The organism is Nitrospira sp., from assembly GCA_030692565.1.
GTDB lineage: Bacteria > Nitrospirota > Nitrospiria > Nitrospirales > Nitrospiraceae > Nitrospira_D.
This window is the reverse complement of sequence record JAUYAO010000034.1, coordinates 20,934-38,363: the sequence shown is the minus strand read 5'-3', so window position 1 is coordinate 38,363 and position 17,430 is coordinate 20,934. Positions and strand designations below refer to the sequence as shown.

Here is a 17,430-nt window from a genome sequence, read left to right as displayed (position 1 = left end):
CGACAACCTAATATTCACGACGATCTCTCTCACCGCGTAAGGATAGAGGACCATGGCAGGATCAAGTCAGCTTGTGAAAGAACTTCGGGAAAAAACCGGCGCCGGTATCCTGGATTGCCAGAAGGCGTTGACGGAAAACGGCGACGATGTCGAGAAGGCCATCGACTACCTCCGGCAAAAAGGCCTGGCCGCGGCCGCCAAGAAAGCCGGACGTGAAACGAATCAGGGGTTGATCCATTCCTATATTCATATGGGTGGGAAGATCGGCGTCTTGATCGAAGTCAATTGCGAGACGGACTTTGTGGCGCGCAACGAAGAGTTTAAAGCCTTCGTGAACGACCTGGCGCTCCAGATCGCCGCAGCCAATCCATCATACGTCAAGCGCGAGGACATCCCCGCAGACCTGGTCGAACGAGAGAAAGCTATTTTCGAAGGGCAAGCGAAGGAACTGGGGAAGCCCGCGGCGGCCTTGCCGAAAATCGTGGAAGGCAAGCTGGAAAAGTTCTATCAGGAGAACTGCCTGCTGGAACAGTCCTTCATCAAGGACCCGAGCGTCACCGTCAAAGACCTGGTGGCGCAGAAGATTTCCAAGATCGGCGAGAACATGAACATCCGCCGGTTCACCCGCTTTCAGTTAGGCCAAGCATGAGTTCTGCGAAATACCGGCGCCTCCTCCTGAAAGTCAGCGGGGAGATGTTGGCCGGTGAGCAGGGCTACGGGATTCAGCCATCCGTCCTTGAGGGACTGGCGCAAGAAATCGCCTCTGTCGTTGCCCTGGACGTCCAAGTTGCCGTCGTCATCGGCGGCGGCAACATTTTCCGCGGGCTGGCGGCCAGCGCATCCGGGATGGAACGCGCCTCTGCCGACTACATGGGCATGCTCGCCACCGTCATGAATGCCCTCGCCCTCCAGAATGCTCTGGAACGGGTCGGCGTCATCACCCGCGTCCAATCCGCCATTGAAATGCGCCAACTAGCCGAAGGCTATATTCGGCGTCGAGCCATCCGCCATCTGGAAAAAAGCCGCGTCGTGATCTTCGCCGGCGGCACCGGCAATCCCTATTTCTCGACCGATACCGCTGCCGCGCTACGGGCCATGGAAATCGGCGCGCAGGTCATCCTCAAAGGAACCAAAGTGGACGGGATTTACGATGCCGATCCGGTGAAAAATCCCTCGGCGAAGAAGTACAGCGAGATCCCGTTTCTCTCGATCCTGAACCAAAACTTAAAAGTGATGGACTCGACGGCCATCAGCCTCTGCATGGACAACAACCTTCCCCTCATCGTGTTCAAGTTGACCGAGCAGGGGAACTTCAAGCGGGTCGCACTCGGCGAACCCATCGGCACGCTGGTTACGATCAGCCCGCGCTAGCTCATTACGGAGTACCGCCATGTCGAACGCAGCTGCAGTCAAGCAAACCCTGACGACCCACATGGACAATGCCGTGGAACACCTCAAGCGGGACCTTGCCGGTCTCCGCACAGGCCGGGCCTCGGTGGCGCTCCTGGATGGCATTCGGGTCGATTACTATGGCACCATGACACCGCTCAAACAGATCGCCAACATTTCGACCCCGGAAGCGCGGCTCATTACGATTCAGCCCTGGGAACCTCAATTGATTAAAGAGATTGAAAAATCCCTGGCGAATTCCGGACTGGGGGTGAACCCTTCAAACGACGGCAAAATGATTCGGGTTCCCCTTCCCCCGCTGACCGAAGAGCGCCGCAAGGAATTGACGAAGATCTGCAAGAAACACGGCGAAGACACCAAAGTGCAGATCCGCGGTTTCCGGCGCGATGCGAACGAAGAGTTGAAGAAGCTCCAAAAAGATGCGAAGTTGACCGAAGACGAACTGCGCAAGGGAGAGCAGGAAACCCAGAAGCTCACCGAGCAGTACGGGCAGAAAATCGACGACGTGATCAAGAAAAAGGAACAGGAGATCATGGAAGTCTGAGTCAGGCTTCCAGACCCATCCTCATCGCGTGCCGACCATTTCTACATCCTCTCCGACCTACGCCACCGTCGACCTCTCCGCCCTGATCCATAATCTGACACAGTTGCGCCGTCTCCTCTCGCCCGGATGCGAGATCATGGCGGTCGTCAAGGCCAATGCCTACGGCCACGGCGCCGTCGAGGTTGCGCGATCACTCGTCGCACAGGGAGTCACGCGTGTCGCCGTCGTCTCGCTCGACGAGGGCATCGCCCTCCGATCGGCCGGGATCACCGTTCCTATTGTGATGCTTGGGCCTCTGTTCGCAGAACAGCTCCACGACATCATCGCCCACCGGCTCACGCCCGTCCTGAGCGATCGTGCGTTGCTCCCGACTCTGGCGCAGGCCACGGCCTCGCTCGCGACCCCCTACCCGATTCACCTCAAAGTGGAAACAGGCATGGGCCGTCTCGGACTGGCTACGGACGAGCTGTTAAACCTCATCGACTCAGGCCCATTGCCGGCTTCGCTCAGGATCGAAGGACTGATGACTCACTTTGCCGATTCCGACGGACCCACGACCGGCCAAACTGAGCAACAACTCGCGCTCTTTCAGGACGTCGTGAATGGCATCACGGCCCGTGGCCTTTCTATCCCGCTGATTCATGCCGCGAATAGCGGTGCCGCCGTTCGCTATCCGCGCTCGCACTATTCGCTGATTCGACCAGGCATCATGCTCTACGGCTATCACACCTTGCCGAAATCGATCCCGGCACCCGACCTCAAACCGGTCTTGACCCTACGGACTTGCATCGCACAACTGCGCGCCATCCCAACCGGCGGCACCATCAGCTATAACGCGACCTTCGTGGCAAAACGGCCGACCCGTGTGGCCGTGCTCCCGATCGGCTATGCCGATGGATTCAACCGACGGCTGTCCAATCGAGGAGACGTCCTCGTGCACGGGCGGCGCGCCAAGGTCATCGGCTTGGTCTGCATGGATATGGTGATGATTGATGTGACGGAGATCCCGGACGCTGCCGTTGGGGACGAGGTCATCCTGATCGGCCGTCAGGGAACCGATCAGATTACGGCTGCAGATCTGGCCGAATGGACCGGCACGATCGCCTACGAAACGCTGTGCGCGATCGGCCCACGCATCCCACGCCGCTATCAGAATTCCTAGCCCTCTCGTAGTACGCGGCTAGAAATTCACGCGCAGTGAGATCCCGCCGGTATGGAAGGCCGTCCGATAAAGTCCATTGACCGCTGTCGCCAGGGCGCATCCGCAACTCACCGTCCGCTGTTCGTAGAAAGAGGCCTGATAGGACAGGTCGAATCCCACGGCCTTGGGCTTGATCGGGCCGAACCCGAAATCGCCGCAACGAATCCCCAACATCGTGCCCCCTTCCTTACACACCAGGCCGAATCCGACTGAAGGAATGTGGACATCCGCCGACGGCACCGCCGGATCGAAGGTCAAGTCAGGCACCTGCGTCGGCGAATTGGTATAGCCGGCGCGAACGGCCATTTCCCACTCCGGCAACGATTCCAACTTCAGCCAGCGATACTCGGTCCCGATCATCACGGTGTAGGTGCCGCGCCAGTTTTGCGGCTGAGGAATGACCGCCCCGTTGGCAAGATAAATATCCAAGCTCCTGACTGATTTCCACCCGACATAATCCACATCCAGTTCAAGCTTCCACTCGCGTTCGGCTGTTCTCGTCGGCCAGATCGCAATCGCACCGGAGATGACTTGCGGCAAGACAAACGTGGTCGAGGCATCCGACGTCTTCACGCCGTTGGCCAGAATCCCGCCGCGCAAGGGCAAGGGGACCTGATTCCGGTAGACCATACCGATATTGGCAACCGGCTTTCCGTCGGCGTTGCGCAACGCCGTATACAGGAGACTGGCATTGAAGCCAACAGCCGTTCCCTTCCCATAGAGCTCCGCTCTCGATCCGGCGGTACCAAACACGGCAGGCGACCCTGGCGGGGTGATGAATTGCTTCTCAAAATGCCCTTCGCCCAGCATGTCTGAAAATGTATAGATATCGGCGCCGAGCCCCAGCGACAAGTCCGGCGTGACTTGATAGGCAATCGTGGGCTTGATATCGAGCAGCGGCATCGCAGAGAAGACGGCTTTAAACCGTTGTGGGCCGTTGTCCGGATACCGGCTGACTGAGCCGAGTGGCGACGTCACGCCGATCCCGACGGTCAATCCACTCAAAATCGTCGCTCCAAGGTCGCCCAGATTCGCCGTAATGAACAGGTGCCCCGGAGCCGGCCATGCCAGGCTCCCGTCGCGAGTACCGGTGGCATTGGCACCGGAGGCGCCGGTGAAACTGGTGGTCCCCCCGGTCAGCAATCCTCCGGCCATGATCTGCACGCCGCGCAGCTGTGTCATGCCCGCGGGGTTGTAGTGCAACGCCGACGGATCGTCCGCCTGAGCCGCGAACGCGTTTCCTTGTCCGGACGCGGACGTCCCCTGCCCCTGGATCCTCGGCACCTGAGCCGACGCTGGAGGGGAGAACCAGATCGATAGAAGGACACCCCCCACGACCATACCGGCCAGCAACGATCGTCCGCATCTCCGTCCCGCTGTGATCAAGATACCCTCCGAAATGTGGTGGCCATCGAGTCATTCCGACCCCACCTTCTCAAGATTATTGAAACCACCGCTCCATGACCGCGTGCAACTCACCGGCCTCAAACGGCTTGAGCAAATACGCCTGCGCACCCATCCCGATCGCCTGGACCGCCAGTTCCTGGGAGCCCGACGCCGTCATGATGAGGATCGGGATTTCGGGATTCTGCAATCGAATCTCTTTCAGGACGGCCAATCCATCAATCCGTCCCAAACCGATATCGAGAAGGACACCGGCATAGCCGATCGACTGGACCGCAACAAGCACGTCCTCCCCGTCCGTCGCGGCCTCCGGGTGATATCCGCTGGCCTTCAACCGGTCGAACAGCCACTGCCGAATGTCCGGATCGTCGTCGGCGACCAGCACGCGCCGCTCTGCAGCCGGCAGGCTGGGCGAAGACGATGGGATCGTCGATCGGAGAGGCAACGTAAACGAGACTTCGGCTCCCCCTGCCGGCCAGTTTTTGGCCGAGACGCTTCCCCCTTGCAGCTCGACCAGCGTTTTGACGATGGAGAGCCCCAACCCGAGCCCCTTCGGGCCGCTCCGCTGCCCCTGCTGCACACGAAAAAACGGATCGAAGATTTTATCGAGATCCTCTGTCGGAATCCCCGGCCCCGTGTCCCTGACCAGAATGCGGACGAACCGCGGGCTGGATGATTCGATCGCCACCGTGATCTCACCGTCCTCCGGCGTATACTTGACGGCATTCTGGATCAGATTCACCGCCACCTGAATCAATCGATCGCGGTCGGCCCACACCTCGATGCGGGTATCGCGCGCACTGAGGCCCAGCCGCTGCCGCTTGGCGGAGGCCAGCGGGCGCAGTTGCTCAATCGCGTCCGTCAAACAGGATTCCAGATCCACATCGACAGGATGAACTTCCAACCGGCCGGCCTCGATCCGGGTCCGATCCAAAAGATCTTCAATCATCCGGATCAGCCGGTCGGAATTATCCAGCATGCGGAACAGATACCGCCGTTGCTTCTCGTTCAGCGGACCGGTGAGTCCATCCAAGAGATTTTGCACAAACCCCTTGATGGAGGTCAGCGGGGTGCGCAGCTCGTGCGAGACATGCGAGAGAAACTGCGACCGCAGCCGGTCGGCCTGCTCCAGCGCCTCGGTCCGCTCCCGAATCTTCAACTCCAATCCGACGTTCCATTCCTCGATCTGCTGATAGGCCGCCGCATTATCGAGCGCGATGGCCACCTGATTCGCCAGCGTGGTCATCAGCTCAAGGTCGTCCTTCGTCAAACTCGGCTCATGCGTCCTATCGACCGTCAGGATCCCCAGAATGTGGTCTTTGGCTTTCAGCGGGACGATGATCAGGGACTTCGTCCGGCTCAGTTCCGCGAGCCGTCGATTTATCGGATGGAGCTCCTGCCAGACCGTTTGGATATCCGCAATCAACAGCGGAAGACCTTGCAGGACCGCCATCCCCTCAGGGCTGTTCCGGTCCGTCACCGGCACCTCACAATCATGCGAGTAGGCCAAGACTTCATCGGACGCTCCGATCACGCGCACATGCCGAATCACACTGCGCAAGGGATCGAACATCGAGACCATGGCACGGTCGTAATGCAAGTCGTGCGTGAGTGTTTCCAGGACACGCTCAAGCAGCGTATCGCGATCCAACGTCGCGCTGAACAGGAGTCCGGCTTGATGCAGGGCCGTCAGTTGCGTCACCTTCCGTCGCAACTCGACCCGCGTCTGCTCCTGCCCTAAATAGGCCTCGCGCAATTCCTCATGCCGCGATTCGACGAAGGCGATCTGTTCCCGAATAAGCGATTCCCGCTGTCGGCTTTCCTTCCGCAGACGGCGCTGCATCAGCCATCCGGCCGCGATGACCGGACTCAATCCGGCAAGCGCCATCTCAGCCGGCCCCATGGCGGGGAGCAGAAGGCGCAGTCCTCCCGCAAGGCACACCCCGATCAACCCGCTCCACAGAATCCAGTGCGACTCGCGCCGGGAGCCTGAGTTGCCCCAGCCATCCCACGCCGGTTCGCGCTGCAAGAGACCCAGCCTGGACTCATCCGCAACGGCCTCACGCGGAGCCGCCCCGGACGGCACCGGCAATGCCGCCAGCGTCTGAGACGCCCGTCCCCATCGCGCCGGCCCGTCGCTCTGCCATCGAATCAGCCATCGGCACCAGTCATCGTCGTTGGAGACGCACGACAGATTCGTCAACGTCGCCGGAGGCAGTCCATGCACGCGCGCCGGAACCGCCGCGAAAATGCCCTGGGCGGACTGACAGACCAGATAGGTGCACCGCCGCCTGAATGGCCCGAACTGGCGAAGCGTCCGGTCGGAAAAGCGCATGGCGAGCGTGGCGGAACCCGGCGTCACGTCGACCACCCGGCATTCGACCGAACCTGAGGCAAACTTGTTGCCGAAATAGGGAAACATGCCGTAGATCTGTTCGAGCGAGAAGGGTCGCGCCAACACCTGAATGATCGGCGACATTTTTTCCATCCCGCCCGCGAAGATGAAGTTCGGGTCGCCGGTCAATAATTCGCAGAACTCGTAGAGGTAGGCGGCAAATTCGTAGGAGTAGCTATTCCAGGGGTTCTTCAGAAACTCCGGCGTGACATGGTAGACGGAATCTTTGATGCGCTGATTCAACAGCACGCACAATTCGTCGACGGCCTCCGGGCCTGCGCCGTCCCCCCGTTCACGAGTCAGCGTCTTCTCCAGATCGAGAATGACCGCCCGAATGCTCATGCCGCTCAAATCCCTGATCGTCTGGCCTTGCTCGTCCAACCCGAACGGGCGAAATTCCATGAACGGCCGGTCAAGGATTCTGCGTTCCTTTGGCAATAACTCGATCGACGGCAGCACTGCCGGTTCGATACCGTCCAATGACTGAATAGGCATAGCACCCTCCCCTCTGGGAACACGCCGCACGCGACGGAGGGCCTTCGTTAGGCCGCATCCCGCGCCGGATATCCGGATTCCGGCGAGGCTAGTATAGGAAGGGAGGCTAGGGACTTCAAGAGAGAAGATCGTACGGCGGAAGGGATGGATCACGCGGAAAGACCGATCAACAGAGCCGATCCGGCAGGCGCTGTTGACCGGTCCGGCAGGAGAGCGGAGCGGCTTACTGCTTCACCCGGCGCTTGAGTTGCTTCTCGATGCTGGCCACCTTGCTGGAGAGCCGGCCTTTTGCCGCCTTGCGATAGTCGACCTTGATCGTGCAGGAAATGCGTCCACAATCCTTGCGCATCCGTTCGTAACACTTCTTCACGACCCCGAAGACTTCGTCCCATTCCCCTTCCAGCACGGTGCCCATCGGATTGAGCCGATAGTCCACACCGCTCTTGTCGATAATGTCGAGCGACCGGGCAACATACTTCCCGACACTCTCCCCTTTGCCCAACGGGGACATGCTGAATTCAAGTAAGACCATGGTCGCCGACTCCTTTATGTGGTTTTGGCAGCCGGTGCCGCCGCCCCCGCGGCCGTCTGACGGGCGCGCTCTTCCTGCCAGACTTTCGGATATTGCACTTTGCCCAAGAGACGAAATCCGTCCAGCGCTTCGCGCAGTAACGCGCGCCGCTTGTCCGCATCGGGCTCGTTCGCCTTCGCCTGCTCGCGGAGATGACCGAGCCAATCGACAAAGGCCGAAAACTCGCTATCGAGAATACGCTCCAGGTCTTCCTTCATGAATCCCGACAACGCCGGGGCCACCCCGCTGCTGCTGATCGCGACCCGGGCATGCCCGACCGCCACCACCGCCGGCATCGTGACACTAGACAGCTCCGGCATGTCCACCGACCACAGGAGAAATCCCTTTTCCCGAGCCTTCGCCAGCAACATTCGGGCAAAATCCCGATCTCCACGGATCGTATTCAGCACCAGTATCGTATGCTCCAGATCGGTCTCGCGGAAATGCCGGCCGCGATGAATGACCTTCGCGGACGCGGCCAACAGTTTCAACGTTTCATGCAGTGTCGGACTGATCACCGTCACCCGGGCGCCGGACTCAAGCAACCGCTGCGACTTGTCCGCCGCTTCTTCGTCGCCGCCGATCACCAGGACGGAAAAGCCCTTCACATCAAGCACCAAGGGAAAACCAGGATTGGGAGCCATAACGTGTTCCTCCATACGGCACAGGTGTAACTGGCAGCCATCATACAATAGCGTCTTCCTGGCCGTAAACCGTACCCTCCCCTTTTCCCCGCGACCTGTCTATAATGCGACGCTCATTGAGACTCTGGAGGATGCATGGCCGGCATATCAGGACAAGCGATCGGAATGGCAGGCAGTATCATTGGTCTGGCGGCCCTCGCCGCCTGGCTCGGACTCGCCCATAGCTGCGATCCGGCCACCGGAGAACCGGTCGTCGCAGGACGGGTCACCATCGCCCCGAATCTGGCCGATCAGGTCAAACCCACCGACGTGCTCTTCGTGATCGTGAAGCGTCCACAGGGTCCGCCCCGTCCCATTGCCGCCAAACGCATCGACCACCCGACATTTCCGGCCTCCTTTGAAATCACCAACGCCGATGTCATGGTCGAGGGATCGGAACTGCGCGGGATGGTCGACATCGTGGCCCGACTCGACCGCGACGGCCAGGCGGGACCGGCGCAGCCTGGCGACATCGAAGGACGCTACGCCAAGAATCCCACCCTCCCGGGCGGCCGAGACTTCGAAATTGTCTTGGATTCAGTCAAATAGCTGGACGGGGAAAAGTCTTGCAGGCTGTTCAAACACGTTTTGAGCAAGGCCGCAGGCGAGTCAAAACCGGAGGCGTCATATTCTTCACCCACCCGCCCCAAGCTGCCAGAGCAGCTTCTTCCCGAAGGGGTACGTTGAGGATGTTTTCGAGGCGAGAACGAAGCCTTCGGGCAGCACGCGTCTCGGCGCGTGCGGGGTTGGGCGGGTGAGAATGTCTGTTTCAACAGCCTGACTACGTCTCAGCAGGGTCGGCGTCCAACTCCATATTCCAGTAAAGATAGTCCCGCCAGCTCTCCGGCGTGTTGCGGATCCCGATCGTAATCGTAATCACCGGGCTCCAGCGCGGCTTCACCGGTTTCTTCTTCAACTTCATCCCGGCTTCGTCCGGCGTCCGCCCGCTCTTGCGATTGTTACAGCGCCAGCAGGCCGTGGTGATGTTCTCCCACGTCTTCTTCCCGCCCTTGGCAATAGGAACCACGTGGTCGAAGGTCAACTCTTCCGTTCGAAATTTCCGGTTGCAATATTGGCAGGTGTAGCCATCGCGCGTAAAAATATTGATGCGGGAAAACTTCACCGCCCGGTGGCTGTCTTTCAGGCGCACCAGTTTGAGCAGCCGCATCACTGCGGGCAGTTTGATCGAGAGGGAGATGCCGTGGATTTCGCGGTCGTAGACTTCGAGGACTTCGACTTTGCCTTGCCACAGAAGGGCAATGGCTTTTTGCCAGTGAACCACCCGCAGCGGTTCGTACGTCGAGTTGAGCAGGAGAGTCATTTCCATGCAGCAACCTCATTCCCTACCTGGCTCCTCTCTGAGAGGCCATCCAGTTTATCAAGAGCGTATATGCTGTTTTTATGCCATAGGCCCCTGGCGAAATCAAGCAACCCCGCATCTATCGCCCTCTAGACGCCGCTATCCGTTTTTTGGGACACTGCCCCTCATGAATGAATTCGTTACCGTGGCCGCGCTCACCGACGTGCCTCCGGGATCAACAAAGACGGTGGACGTCAGCGGCATCTGGATCGCGCTCTGCAATGTCGACGGGACGCTCTATGCGGTCGACAACACCTGCCCGCATGCAGGCGGGCCGCTTGGAGACGGGAAACTGAAGGAGGGCATCATCGAATGCCCCTGGCATGAATGGAAATTCGACCTGCGAACCGGCCAGCGTGTGAACAATCCGAACTTCACGGTGGCCTGCTGCGACGTGCGTGTCGTCGACGGCCAGATTCAGATCAGACTCCCGGAGGACCTGACATAGGCGGCATGGGAGGGGCGCCAGGCAGCGGCGGCGCAGGCGTCTGCGGCCGATCGGAATCCGGCGCCATCGGCGTCACGCCGTCGGCAGGCACCGAGGCGGCGTTGACCTTCTTTTTCCCCAAGTGTGCGTGCCAGATAAATTCTCGCTCAAACCATTGGCCGCTTACACTTTGATCGCGCAACTGCAGCCGAATCTCGTAGATGTCCCCTTCTACCTGCTTAACGCGCCACTCGCCGAGCCGCACCCCCTGCCCGCGGTCCTTCATCGAACGGACATGTTCGTTCATCGCTTGAAGAATCGTCGGAAACCCGATCGCCTGATGCGTCTGCACCATGGCCAGCGCCTCGGCCGCTTGCTTGTCCGCCATCGGATTGAGAGACGGCGGCTTCGTGACAAAGTAGTAGAGCCCGCCGAACACGAGCACGGCCACCACCGCATAGTGGAGCGTTCTCACCAAGAACGAGGATTCCGACGGTGCAGTCGAGAGAGACGGATCGGTACTCATAGTTCAGATACTCAATTCCATAGGAGAGGACGATGGGCTGACGGGCGAACACGCACCGCAGGCATCTTAGGAAGCGCTTGGATGGTTGTCAATGGACGATCCCCCGCGCGAAGCCGGCCGCTTGTCTGAAGAAAAGCCGGTGTGCTACAAGTAACGCGGCACCATCGTCACTCGAATCACCAAGAGCGCCTCGCATGAAATTCTTTCTGTACGGAGACAACCTCAATCTGACCCAACTCAAGCGCCGGGCTCCGGAACATCAGTTCCTCTATCTGGCCACGCTGGGCGATCACACCATCAAGTTCTGCCGATGGTCGGCACAGTGGCGTTGCGGACTCTCCAGCATCGCTCCCTCCCCCGGAGAAAAGGTCTGGGGCGCGGTCTTTGAACTGACCGACGAGGACTTGAAGATTATGGATGAGTTTGAGCAGGACGTCCCGCCGGGCGCCTACCGGCACCTGCAGGTGACGGTCTTGACCGAAGCCGGCGAGAAAGAACTCGTGACGACCTACGCCGCCAATCCCATCGGAAAGTTCAAACCCAAAGACCACTACCTCGACTGGGTCATCAAAGGACTCAAACAGTGGAAAATGCCGGAGGAAGCCGTCGAACAGTGGCAAGCCTACCGGCCTTCGTAGGCAGCGCGACGCACGCGCTGTGTTCACACATCACCCACTCTAACTGAGGGAACTATGCCAAAGCCAAAGCATCATATTCTCGTCTGCACCAACTCCCGTCCTCCGGGACACCCCAAGCCCTCCTGCGGCAGCGCCGGAGCCGCGCAGCTGCTCATGGCCTTCAACATGGGGCTCATGCAACGCGGCGTGCAACCGGGGCAGGTCCTCGTGAGCGGCACCGGATGCCTGGGCCCCTGCGAACAGGGCCCGACCGTGGTTGTGTACCCCGACAACACCTGGTACTCGAAGGTGACGGAAGCCGATGTCGCCACCATCCTCGATGAACACATCATCAAGGGAACGCCGGCCGCGAAACTGAATCCGGACGCGGCCTGGAAATAATTTCCAACGAGCGAAGTATGGCCAGCGCGACCCATCATGAACACAAACACCATGCACCCAGAAGTATCGGGTGCATGGTCATCACCTGCAGCGACACCCGCACGCCTGAAACGGACACGAGCGGCCAGCTCATCCAAAAGCTGCTGAAGGAACAGGGACACAATATCGCCGCCTACCATCTGGTGAAAGACGAGCCGGCCCAGATCACCGCGCGGATCACCGAAGGCATCGCCAACGAAGCCGTCCAGGCCATCATCGTCAACGGCGGGACCGGGATCTCTCGGCGGGATTCGACCTTTGAAGCGGTCGATGCGATGCTGGAAAAACGGTTGGATGGATTCGGCGAAGTCTTTCGCTATCTGACCTATCAAGAAATCGGTTCACCGGCCATCATGAGCCGGGCCACCGCCGGCATCATCAAAGGCCGCGTCCTCTTCTCCACCCCAGGCTCAGAAAACGCCGTCCGCCTGGCGATGGAAAAGCTGATCCTTCCAGAACTCGGGCATCTCGTCAAAGAACTCACGAAATAGAACAGGCCATCAGCCGTCAGCCTTCAATACACCCAAAAAACTCACCCAGCCCTCTGATTCGGTTGAAAGCTGAACGCTGACAGCTGATGGCTTTTTTCAGTCCTGCCCGATCTTCGGTTCCGAATAACGGATTTCCGTCGAGATGTTCGACTGCGCATACTTCCGGTACGACAACATCACATCCCGCACCGAGACCACGCCGACAATCTCCCCGCCCTTGGTCACGGCCAGGTGGCGCACACCCAGGTCGCCCATCATTTCCTGAGCATCGTCTATCGACTCACTCCCCTCGATCGTGCACAGGGGCGCTGTCATAATCTTCTCGACTGTCAGCTTCCCGAGCGGCTTACTCGTGGCCACTGCCCGGCGGACAATATCCGTATCCGTCACAATGCCCACCAACTGCTTGCCCTTCTTCACCAGCAACGACCCGACTCGGGCCGTCCGCATTTTCTTGGCCGCACTTACGATCGACACCGCCGGCCCGACGGTTTTGGGATGTTTGCTCATGATCTTGGATACGGTAGACATGATTTCCCTCCCTCTCGTTGATGGTATCGAGTGGAAAGAACGCCGGCGCTCGTTCTCCCAGTATGATGGCTAACCTATTATACTCGCATACGTGGGAAGGATGACTGCAAAAGAGCGCCTGGGTCAGGCCGAAGAGAAGGGTACTACTGAGGATGAGCTCCACGTCTAAGATTCAGAAGCAACGTCTGTTCAAAATGCCCTTCCAGCAAGGCCGCAGCCGAGTCAAAACCGGAGGCGTAGCCTCTGGGCTACGTTGAGGATTGTTTACGAGAGAAGTGTGAGACTGGAATGTATTTTCAATAGAGCAAACACGAAGGATGCTCAAAACGGTCAGCCAACGAGGCCGCAGGGAGCATGGCGACTGAGGCGTACCCACAGGGGTACGTCGCAGGGAGACATGCGACTGAGAACGAAGTTGGGGGCCGTTTTCAGCATCCTTACACCAACAGGACGATTTTGCCGAAGAACTTGCGGCTAAGCATCTGCTCTTGCGCCGCGCGAGCCTCTTGAAGCGGATACGTGCGGTCGATGACAGAAATCAGCCGCTTCTGGCCCATCAACTCTGCCACCTTCACCAGTTCTGCCCGCGTGCCCATGTAGGAGCCCTTGATCGTGTACTGGCGGGAATAGACATACCGGAGATCCACCTTCACCTCAGCACCGGTCGTCGCGCCACAAGTAATCAAGCGCCCGCCTTTCGCCAGCGACGCCAGACAGCTCTCCCACACCTCCGGCCCGATATGCTCGATCACCACATCCACGCCATGGCCTTCGGTCAGGAGCTTCACGCGATCTGCCACTTTCTCCTTCGTATGGTTGATGACCGCATCGGCGCCGAGCACCACCGCCTTGGGGATCTTGTCATCCGATCCGACCGTTGTGATCACACGTGCGCCGGCGAGCTTGGCCATTTGAATCGCCATGGTCCCTACGCCGCTCCCGCCGCCCATGATCAACACCGTCTCGCCATGTTGGAGACCGGCCTGGGCAAACAACATATGCGACGCGGTCACCGAGACGAGCGGGAACGCCGCCGCCTGTTCGAACGAGAGGTTCTCGGGAATCGGCATCACATTGCGGAACGGCACCTTCACATACTCGGCATAACCGCCGTGCATCATCGCCCCCAGCAAGCTGTAGGAGCGGCAGAAGTTGTCCCGTCCTGCCAGGCACTGTTCGCACTTCCAACAGCTGATCCCGGGCGAGATGAACACGCGCTGCCCGACCGTCACGTGATCGGCCTGTGCGCCGACTTGCTCCACGACGCCCGCCACGTCCGATCCTGACACATGCGGCATCGGCATGGGATAAGCCGGATTCCCCTGCCTGATCCAGATATCCAAATGGTTCAGCGCGCAGGCTTTGACCTTGACCAACACCTCATCAGGCCCGATCGTCGGCGTCGGCATATCTTCATAGCTCAACTTATCCGGTCCACCATGCGCGCGAAATAAGACAGCTTTCATATTCAGCTCCTTGCTAGACCACACCCTACCCTATAGAACTAGATCGGAAGCAATTAGGAGAAGCTTGAGAGAAATACTGATCGTAAAAATCACGTCCCGGCAGGTTGCGCAAAAAGGTCGTCAGCAAGGCCGCAGACGACGAAAGCACCGGAGGCGTACCCTCAGGGGTACGTTGAGGATGCTTTCGAGGCGAGAACGAAGCTGGCGGCCTTTTTCAGCAACCTGTTAGAACTTCAGCTCGCCCTCCACCACCATCACACACTCCCCCCCGACCTTGACTGCCTGAATGACTCCGTCGGTCGAATCGACCTGGATGAGAATGCGCGAGGGCCGCTCGATCTCGTAGCCCTGCTCCGAGACGATCTCGGTCGTCGGCTTCACGTCAATAATACGGTGATGCACCAGATAGGCCCCCAAGGCGCCGCTCGCGCTGCCGGTGGCGGGATCTTCCAGAATGCCGATGGCCGGCGCAAACATGCGGGTATGGACCGTCGAGTCCGGCTCAACCGTGACCGTCGTGAAGACCATGATGCCGTTGGCGCCGAAGCGACCGCAGAGATCGGTAATGGCAGAGGGATCGGGCCGGATCGACCGGATCGCCGTCAGCGTCCGGATCGGCAGGATGAGGACCGGCAACCCCGTCGACACTACCTCGATCGGCGACTTGGCCTCGGCCACCGCATACTTCGGGAGCCCGAGCGATATGGCCAGCTTGTAGAAGTCTTCCTCATCGTCCACCGCGTCGAGAAACTCCGGCTTCGGCTGCGACATGACCACATGCTCAATCTGCTTCCCCACCCCGCGCAACTCCACCGGAAACAAGCCGATGTTGCACTCGTAGAGCAGGCGGGTCACCGCGCCGGTGAGCGGCACAAGTCCGAGCTGCGCCAGGAGATAAAACGTGCCGATCACCGGATGGCCGGCAAAAGGCAGTTCCTGCGTCGGCGTAAAAATCCGCAACCGGACCACCGCCGCCTGATCGGTCGGAGGGAACACAAAAACCGTCTCGGAGAGGTTCATTTCCCGGGCGATCTGCTGGAGTTGATCATCGGAGAGCCCGTCGGCCTCGGGAAACACGGCAACGGGATTGCCCCCGAACGGCTCTGAGGTAAACACATCGGCTTGGTAGAACTTCAGCGAGCGGCGATCAGGCATTTGTAGCTACTCCTATAAATCCTGACGATAACCTCCCCGGCATGTTCAAAAAGGTCTTGTGGCAAGGCCGCAGGGAGACGTACGACCGAGAACGCCGCCAGAAGCCTTTTTCAACATGCTGCTATGCAGGGCGTGGAAATGCTTCATACGACTGCACCATCGGATTGCGCACATAATTCTCGACATAATTCTGCAACGACCCGTTGCGATAGAGCTGCTCGTTGGCAAACCGCGTATCGACCTTGTGCAGCACTTTGACCTTCACGCCGGTCTTTTCCGTAAACTGTTCCAGCGTCACGCCGGTGATGTCCGTGTAGGGACCGCGGCCCGATTGCATGATGCACTTGGGCACGTGGATCGTCTTCTCGGTAGTCAACCGCCGCGCGATGTCGTCGAACGTCAGCAACACCGTGCAATCCGAATCCCCGCTCAGCATCGCATTCGGCACGTAAAGCACCCGCGCCTTGTTCTTCCGGTACATCGAGAGAATCTTCGACACGCTCCAGCCCGTGACCAGCGTATCCTTCTTCTCCAATTCCAGCGAATCGAAGAGACTGATGATCCGTTTCCTGCTCAGAAAGGCCGTGATATAGGCCTCCGTGTGGATCGTCTGGAGATTCGGCAAGGCCGCATCGTAGATCCGCAGCGCTTCCTCCGCCAGATGCTTCCGGCCCTGCCGCATGAGGCCGGCCGTCTCCTCCTTGAGGCCGCGCACCGGCGTGAGCGTGCCCATCCAGAGCACGCACTTCTGATTGATCTTGGAAATCTCCACCGCATCTTTCGACATCGTATTCGCATCGAAGGTATAGAAATTGGCCGACGACACCGCCGGACCGTCGAGGACCTTCATGAGGTGCTTCACCGAGGGCGCGTGCGGCATGAGCCGCTGGCGATACTCGCTGAGGGTGATGACCGAAAGTTCGAAGTTGATCCGTCCAGGATATCGCGCGACCAGCTGATGAATCTTCGGGACATGCACGAAGCCGACAGTGAAGAACTGGATGCTCTTGTCCGTGTACTTCAGAAAGTCCTCGACCCACTCCATCGCCTTGGGATGGAGGAAGAGATCGGTCCATTCCATGAACTCGTTCCCGCCCAGGCACCAGAACTGCTTCGGGTCGGTCGGCTTCTTGCTGATGTAATCGAGAATGTATTTCCAGTCCTCGTCGGAGGTCTTGGGCGGATCGAGCGTTTCGCGGTAGGAGTGATCCAGCTCGTAGCAGAACTCGCACTTCACCGGGCAATCGCGCCCGAGGCTCAGCGGGATCTTCCCCGCGTCCATCTCACGGCGCAGCACATCGCGATAATCCTTCTTCGTGAAGATCGGAGCGGCCTGAAGCATCGGGAGGGGCATTGGCATTGATTGACGACCTTGCTCCAGCTAAAGTAACGGTATGACTGACGAGACCATCCCCAAAGAAATCGCCCAGGCACTGAAGATTCTGGATCTCACGCTCCCCGTCACCACCGAAGACCTGGAACGGGCCAAGCGCGTGCAGCTCTATACCTGGAATCCCGCCCGCTACTCGAATCTGACCAACAACCCCAAGAAGTACATGGAAGCCTACAAGAAGGCCGAAGAAATGACCAAGCTGGTCGAAGCCTCGTATGCTCTCCTCACCGCCGTCCTCGTGCCGGATGATGAAAACGCCACCTAACGGCGTTCTCAGTCGTACGTCTCCCTGCGACCTAGCCCCGAGGCTAGGCCTCAGT

Annotated in this window: 20 protein-coding genes; 10 read left to right on the top strand and 10 right to left on the bottom strand. The window is 59.3% G+C overall.

Going from position 1 to position 17,430, the window contains the following annotated elements:
* Positions 1-52 precede the first annotated feature (52 nt).
* The 4 genes from tsf to alr are packed head-to-tail and all read left to right on the top strand — an operon-like array spanning position 53 to position 3,116.
* Entirely contained in the window at positions 53-649 is a 597-nt protein-coding gene (gene tsf / locus Q8N04_08580; GenBank protein MDP3090718.1) for a translation elongation factor Ts, read from the top strand.
* A complete protein-coding gene (pyrH, locus tag Q8N04_08575; protein MDP3090717.1) occupies positions 646-1,371 on the top strand; it encodes a UMP kinase in 726 nt (241 codons plus the stop codon). Before tsf ends, pyrH begins: the two co-directional genes overlap by 4 nt.
* A 19-nt stretch (positions 1,372-1,390) precedes the next feature.
* Positions 1,391-1,954, top strand: a complete 564-nt coding sequence (gene frr, locus Q8N04_08570) for a ribosome recycling factor (GenBank protein ID MDP3090716.1) — start codon at positions 1,391-1,393, stop codon at positions 1,952-1,954.
* A 28-nt stretch (positions 1,955-1,982) separates the two neighbouring features.
* Positions 1,983-3,116, top strand: a complete 1,134-nt coding sequence (alr, locus tag Q8N04_08565) for an alanine racemase (GenBank protein ID MDP3090715.1) — start codon at positions 1,983-1,985, stop codon at positions 3,114-3,116.
* Positions 3,117-3,134: 18 nt separating this feature from the next.
* Here alr and Q8N04_08560 read toward each other — a convergent pair whose 3' ends face one another.
* The 4 genes from Q8N04_08560 to Q8N04_08545 all read right to left on the bottom strand — a co-directional run bounded on the left by Q8N04_08560 (position 3,135) and on the right by Q8N04_08545 (position 8,664).
* Positions 3,135-4,541: an outer membrane protein transport protein gene (locus Q8N04_08560; GenBank protein MDP3090714.1), complete on the bottom strand. Its 1,407-nt coding sequence runs from the start codon at positions 4,539-4,541 to the stop codon at positions 3,135-3,137.
* Between the two features lie 55 nt (positions 4,542-4,596).
* Entirely contained in the window at positions 4,597-7,449 is a 2,853-nt protein-coding gene (locus Q8N04_08555; GenBank protein ID MDP3090713.1) for an ATP-binding protein, read from the bottom strand.
* 223 nt (positions 7,450-7,672) lie between these two features.
* Positions 7,673-7,981 carry an MTH1187 family thiamine-binding protein gene (locus Q8N04_08550; GenBank protein MDP3090712.1) on the bottom strand — a complete coding sequence of 103 codons (309 nt, stop codon included), beginning with the start codon at positions 7,979-7,981 and terminating at the stop codon, positions 7,673-7,675.
* Positions 7,982-7,995: 14 nt separating this feature from the next.
* Positions 7,996-8,664, bottom strand: coding sequence for a bifunctional precorrin-2 dehydrogenase/sirohydrochlorin ferrochelatase (locus Q8N04_08545; GenBank protein ID MDP3090711.1), 669 nt, complete (start codon positions 8,662-8,664; stop codon positions 7,996-7,998).
* Positions 8,665-8,799: 135 nt separating this feature from the next.
* On the opposite strand from Q8N04_08545, the gene Q8N04_08540 reads away from it, so the two are divergent.
* Positions 8,800-9,252: a hypothetical protein gene (locus Q8N04_08540; GenBank protein ID MDP3090710.1), complete on the top strand. Its 453-nt coding sequence runs from the start codon at positions 8,800-8,802 to the stop codon at positions 9,250-9,252.
* A 232-nt stretch (positions 9,253-9,484) separates the two neighbouring features.
* Here the strand turns inward: Q8N04_08540 and Q8N04_08535 are convergent, their stop codons facing one another.
* Positions 9,485-10,030 (bottom strand): HNH endonuclease, encoded by a 546-nt coding sequence (locus Q8N04_08535; GenBank protein MDP3090709.1) that lies wholly within the window; start codon positions 10,028-10,030, stop codon positions 9,485-9,487.
* A 160-nt stretch (positions 10,031-10,190) separates the two neighbouring features.
* Between Q8N04_08535 and Q8N04_08530 the strand changes: the two genes are divergently transcribed.
* On the top strand, positions 10,191-10,511 hold the full coding sequence (locus Q8N04_08530; protein ID MDP3090708.1) for a non-heme iron oxygenase ferredoxin subunit: 321 nt from the start codon (positions 10,191-10,193) through the stop codon (positions 10,509-10,511).
* Here the strand turns inward: Q8N04_08530 and Q8N04_08525 are convergent.
* Positions 10,486-11,016, bottom strand: coding sequence for a hypothetical protein (locus Q8N04_08525; GenBank protein ID MDP3090707.1), 531 nt, complete (start codon positions 11,014-11,016; stop codon positions 10,486-10,488). The two genes, Q8N04_08530 and Q8N04_08525, sit on opposite strands and share 26 nt — an antisense overlap.
* Positions 11,017-11,210: 194 nt before the next feature.
* Here Q8N04_08525 and Q8N04_08520 point away from each other — a divergent pair, with 194 nt between their 5' ends.
* Genes Q8N04_08520 through Q8N04_08510 form a run of 3 tightly spaced genes read left to right on the top strand, consistent with a single transcriptional unit; the run spans position 11,211 to position 12,565 of the window.
* Positions 11,211-11,654, top strand: a complete 444-nt coding sequence (locus tag Q8N04_08520; GenBank protein MDP3090706.1) for a gamma-glutamylcyclotransferase family protein — start codon at positions 11,211-11,213, stop codon at positions 11,652-11,654.
* A gap of 54 nt (positions 11,655-11,708) precedes the next feature.
* On the top strand, positions 11,709-12,035 hold the full coding sequence (locus Q8N04_08515; protein MDP3090705.1) for a (2Fe-2S) ferredoxin domain-containing protein: 327 nt from the start codon (positions 11,709-11,711) through the stop codon (positions 12,033-12,035).
* 17 nt (positions 12,036-12,052) lie between these two features.
* The gene (locus Q8N04_08510; protein ID MDP3090704.1) at positions 12,053-12,565 is read left to right on the top strand and encodes a MogA/MoaB family molybdenum cofactor biosynthesis protein; all 513 of its coding nucleotides are present in this window, start codon (positions 12,053-12,055) and stop codon (positions 12,563-12,565) included.
* Between the two features lie 96 nt (positions 12,566-12,661).
* On the opposite strand, the gene Q8N04_08505 is transcribed toward Q8N04_08510, so the two are convergent.
* From Q8N04_08505 to Q8N04_08490, 4 genes are all read right to left on the bottom strand, one after another.
* The gene (locus Q8N04_08505; protein MDP3090703.1) at positions 12,662-13,096 is read right to left on the bottom strand and encodes a CBS domain-containing protein; all 435 of its coding nucleotides are present in this window, start codon (positions 13,094-13,096) and stop codon (positions 12,662-12,664) included.
* A 437-nt stretch (positions 13,097-13,533) separates the two neighbouring features.
* The gene (locus Q8N04_08500; protein ID MDP3090702.1) at positions 13,534-14,562 is read right to left on the bottom strand and encodes a zinc-binding dehydrogenase; all 1,029 of its coding nucleotides are present in this window, start codon (positions 14,560-14,562) and stop codon (positions 13,534-13,536) included.
* A 225-nt stretch (positions 14,563-14,787) separates the two neighbouring features.
* Positions 14,788-15,717, bottom strand: a complete 930-nt coding sequence (locus Q8N04_08495; protein ID MDP3090701.1) for a PhzF family phenazine biosynthesis protein — start codon at positions 15,715-15,717, stop codon at positions 14,788-14,790.
* Between the two features lie 121 nt (positions 15,718-15,838).
* Positions 15,839-17,077 (bottom strand): radical SAM protein, encoded by a 1,239-nt coding sequence (locus tag Q8N04_08490; protein MDP3090700.1) that lies wholly within the window; start codon positions 17,075-17,077, stop codon positions 15,839-15,841.
* Between the two features lie 34 nt (positions 17,078-17,111).
* Here Q8N04_08490 and Q8N04_08485 point away from each other — a divergent pair, with 34 nt between their 5' ends.
* Positions 17,112-17,375 carry a hypothetical protein gene (locus Q8N04_08485; GenBank protein ID MDP3090699.1) on the top strand — a complete coding sequence of 88 codons (264 nt, stop codon included), beginning with the start codon at positions 17,112-17,114 and terminating at the stop codon, positions 17,373-17,375.
* Positions 17,376-17,430: the final 55 nt, after the last annotated feature.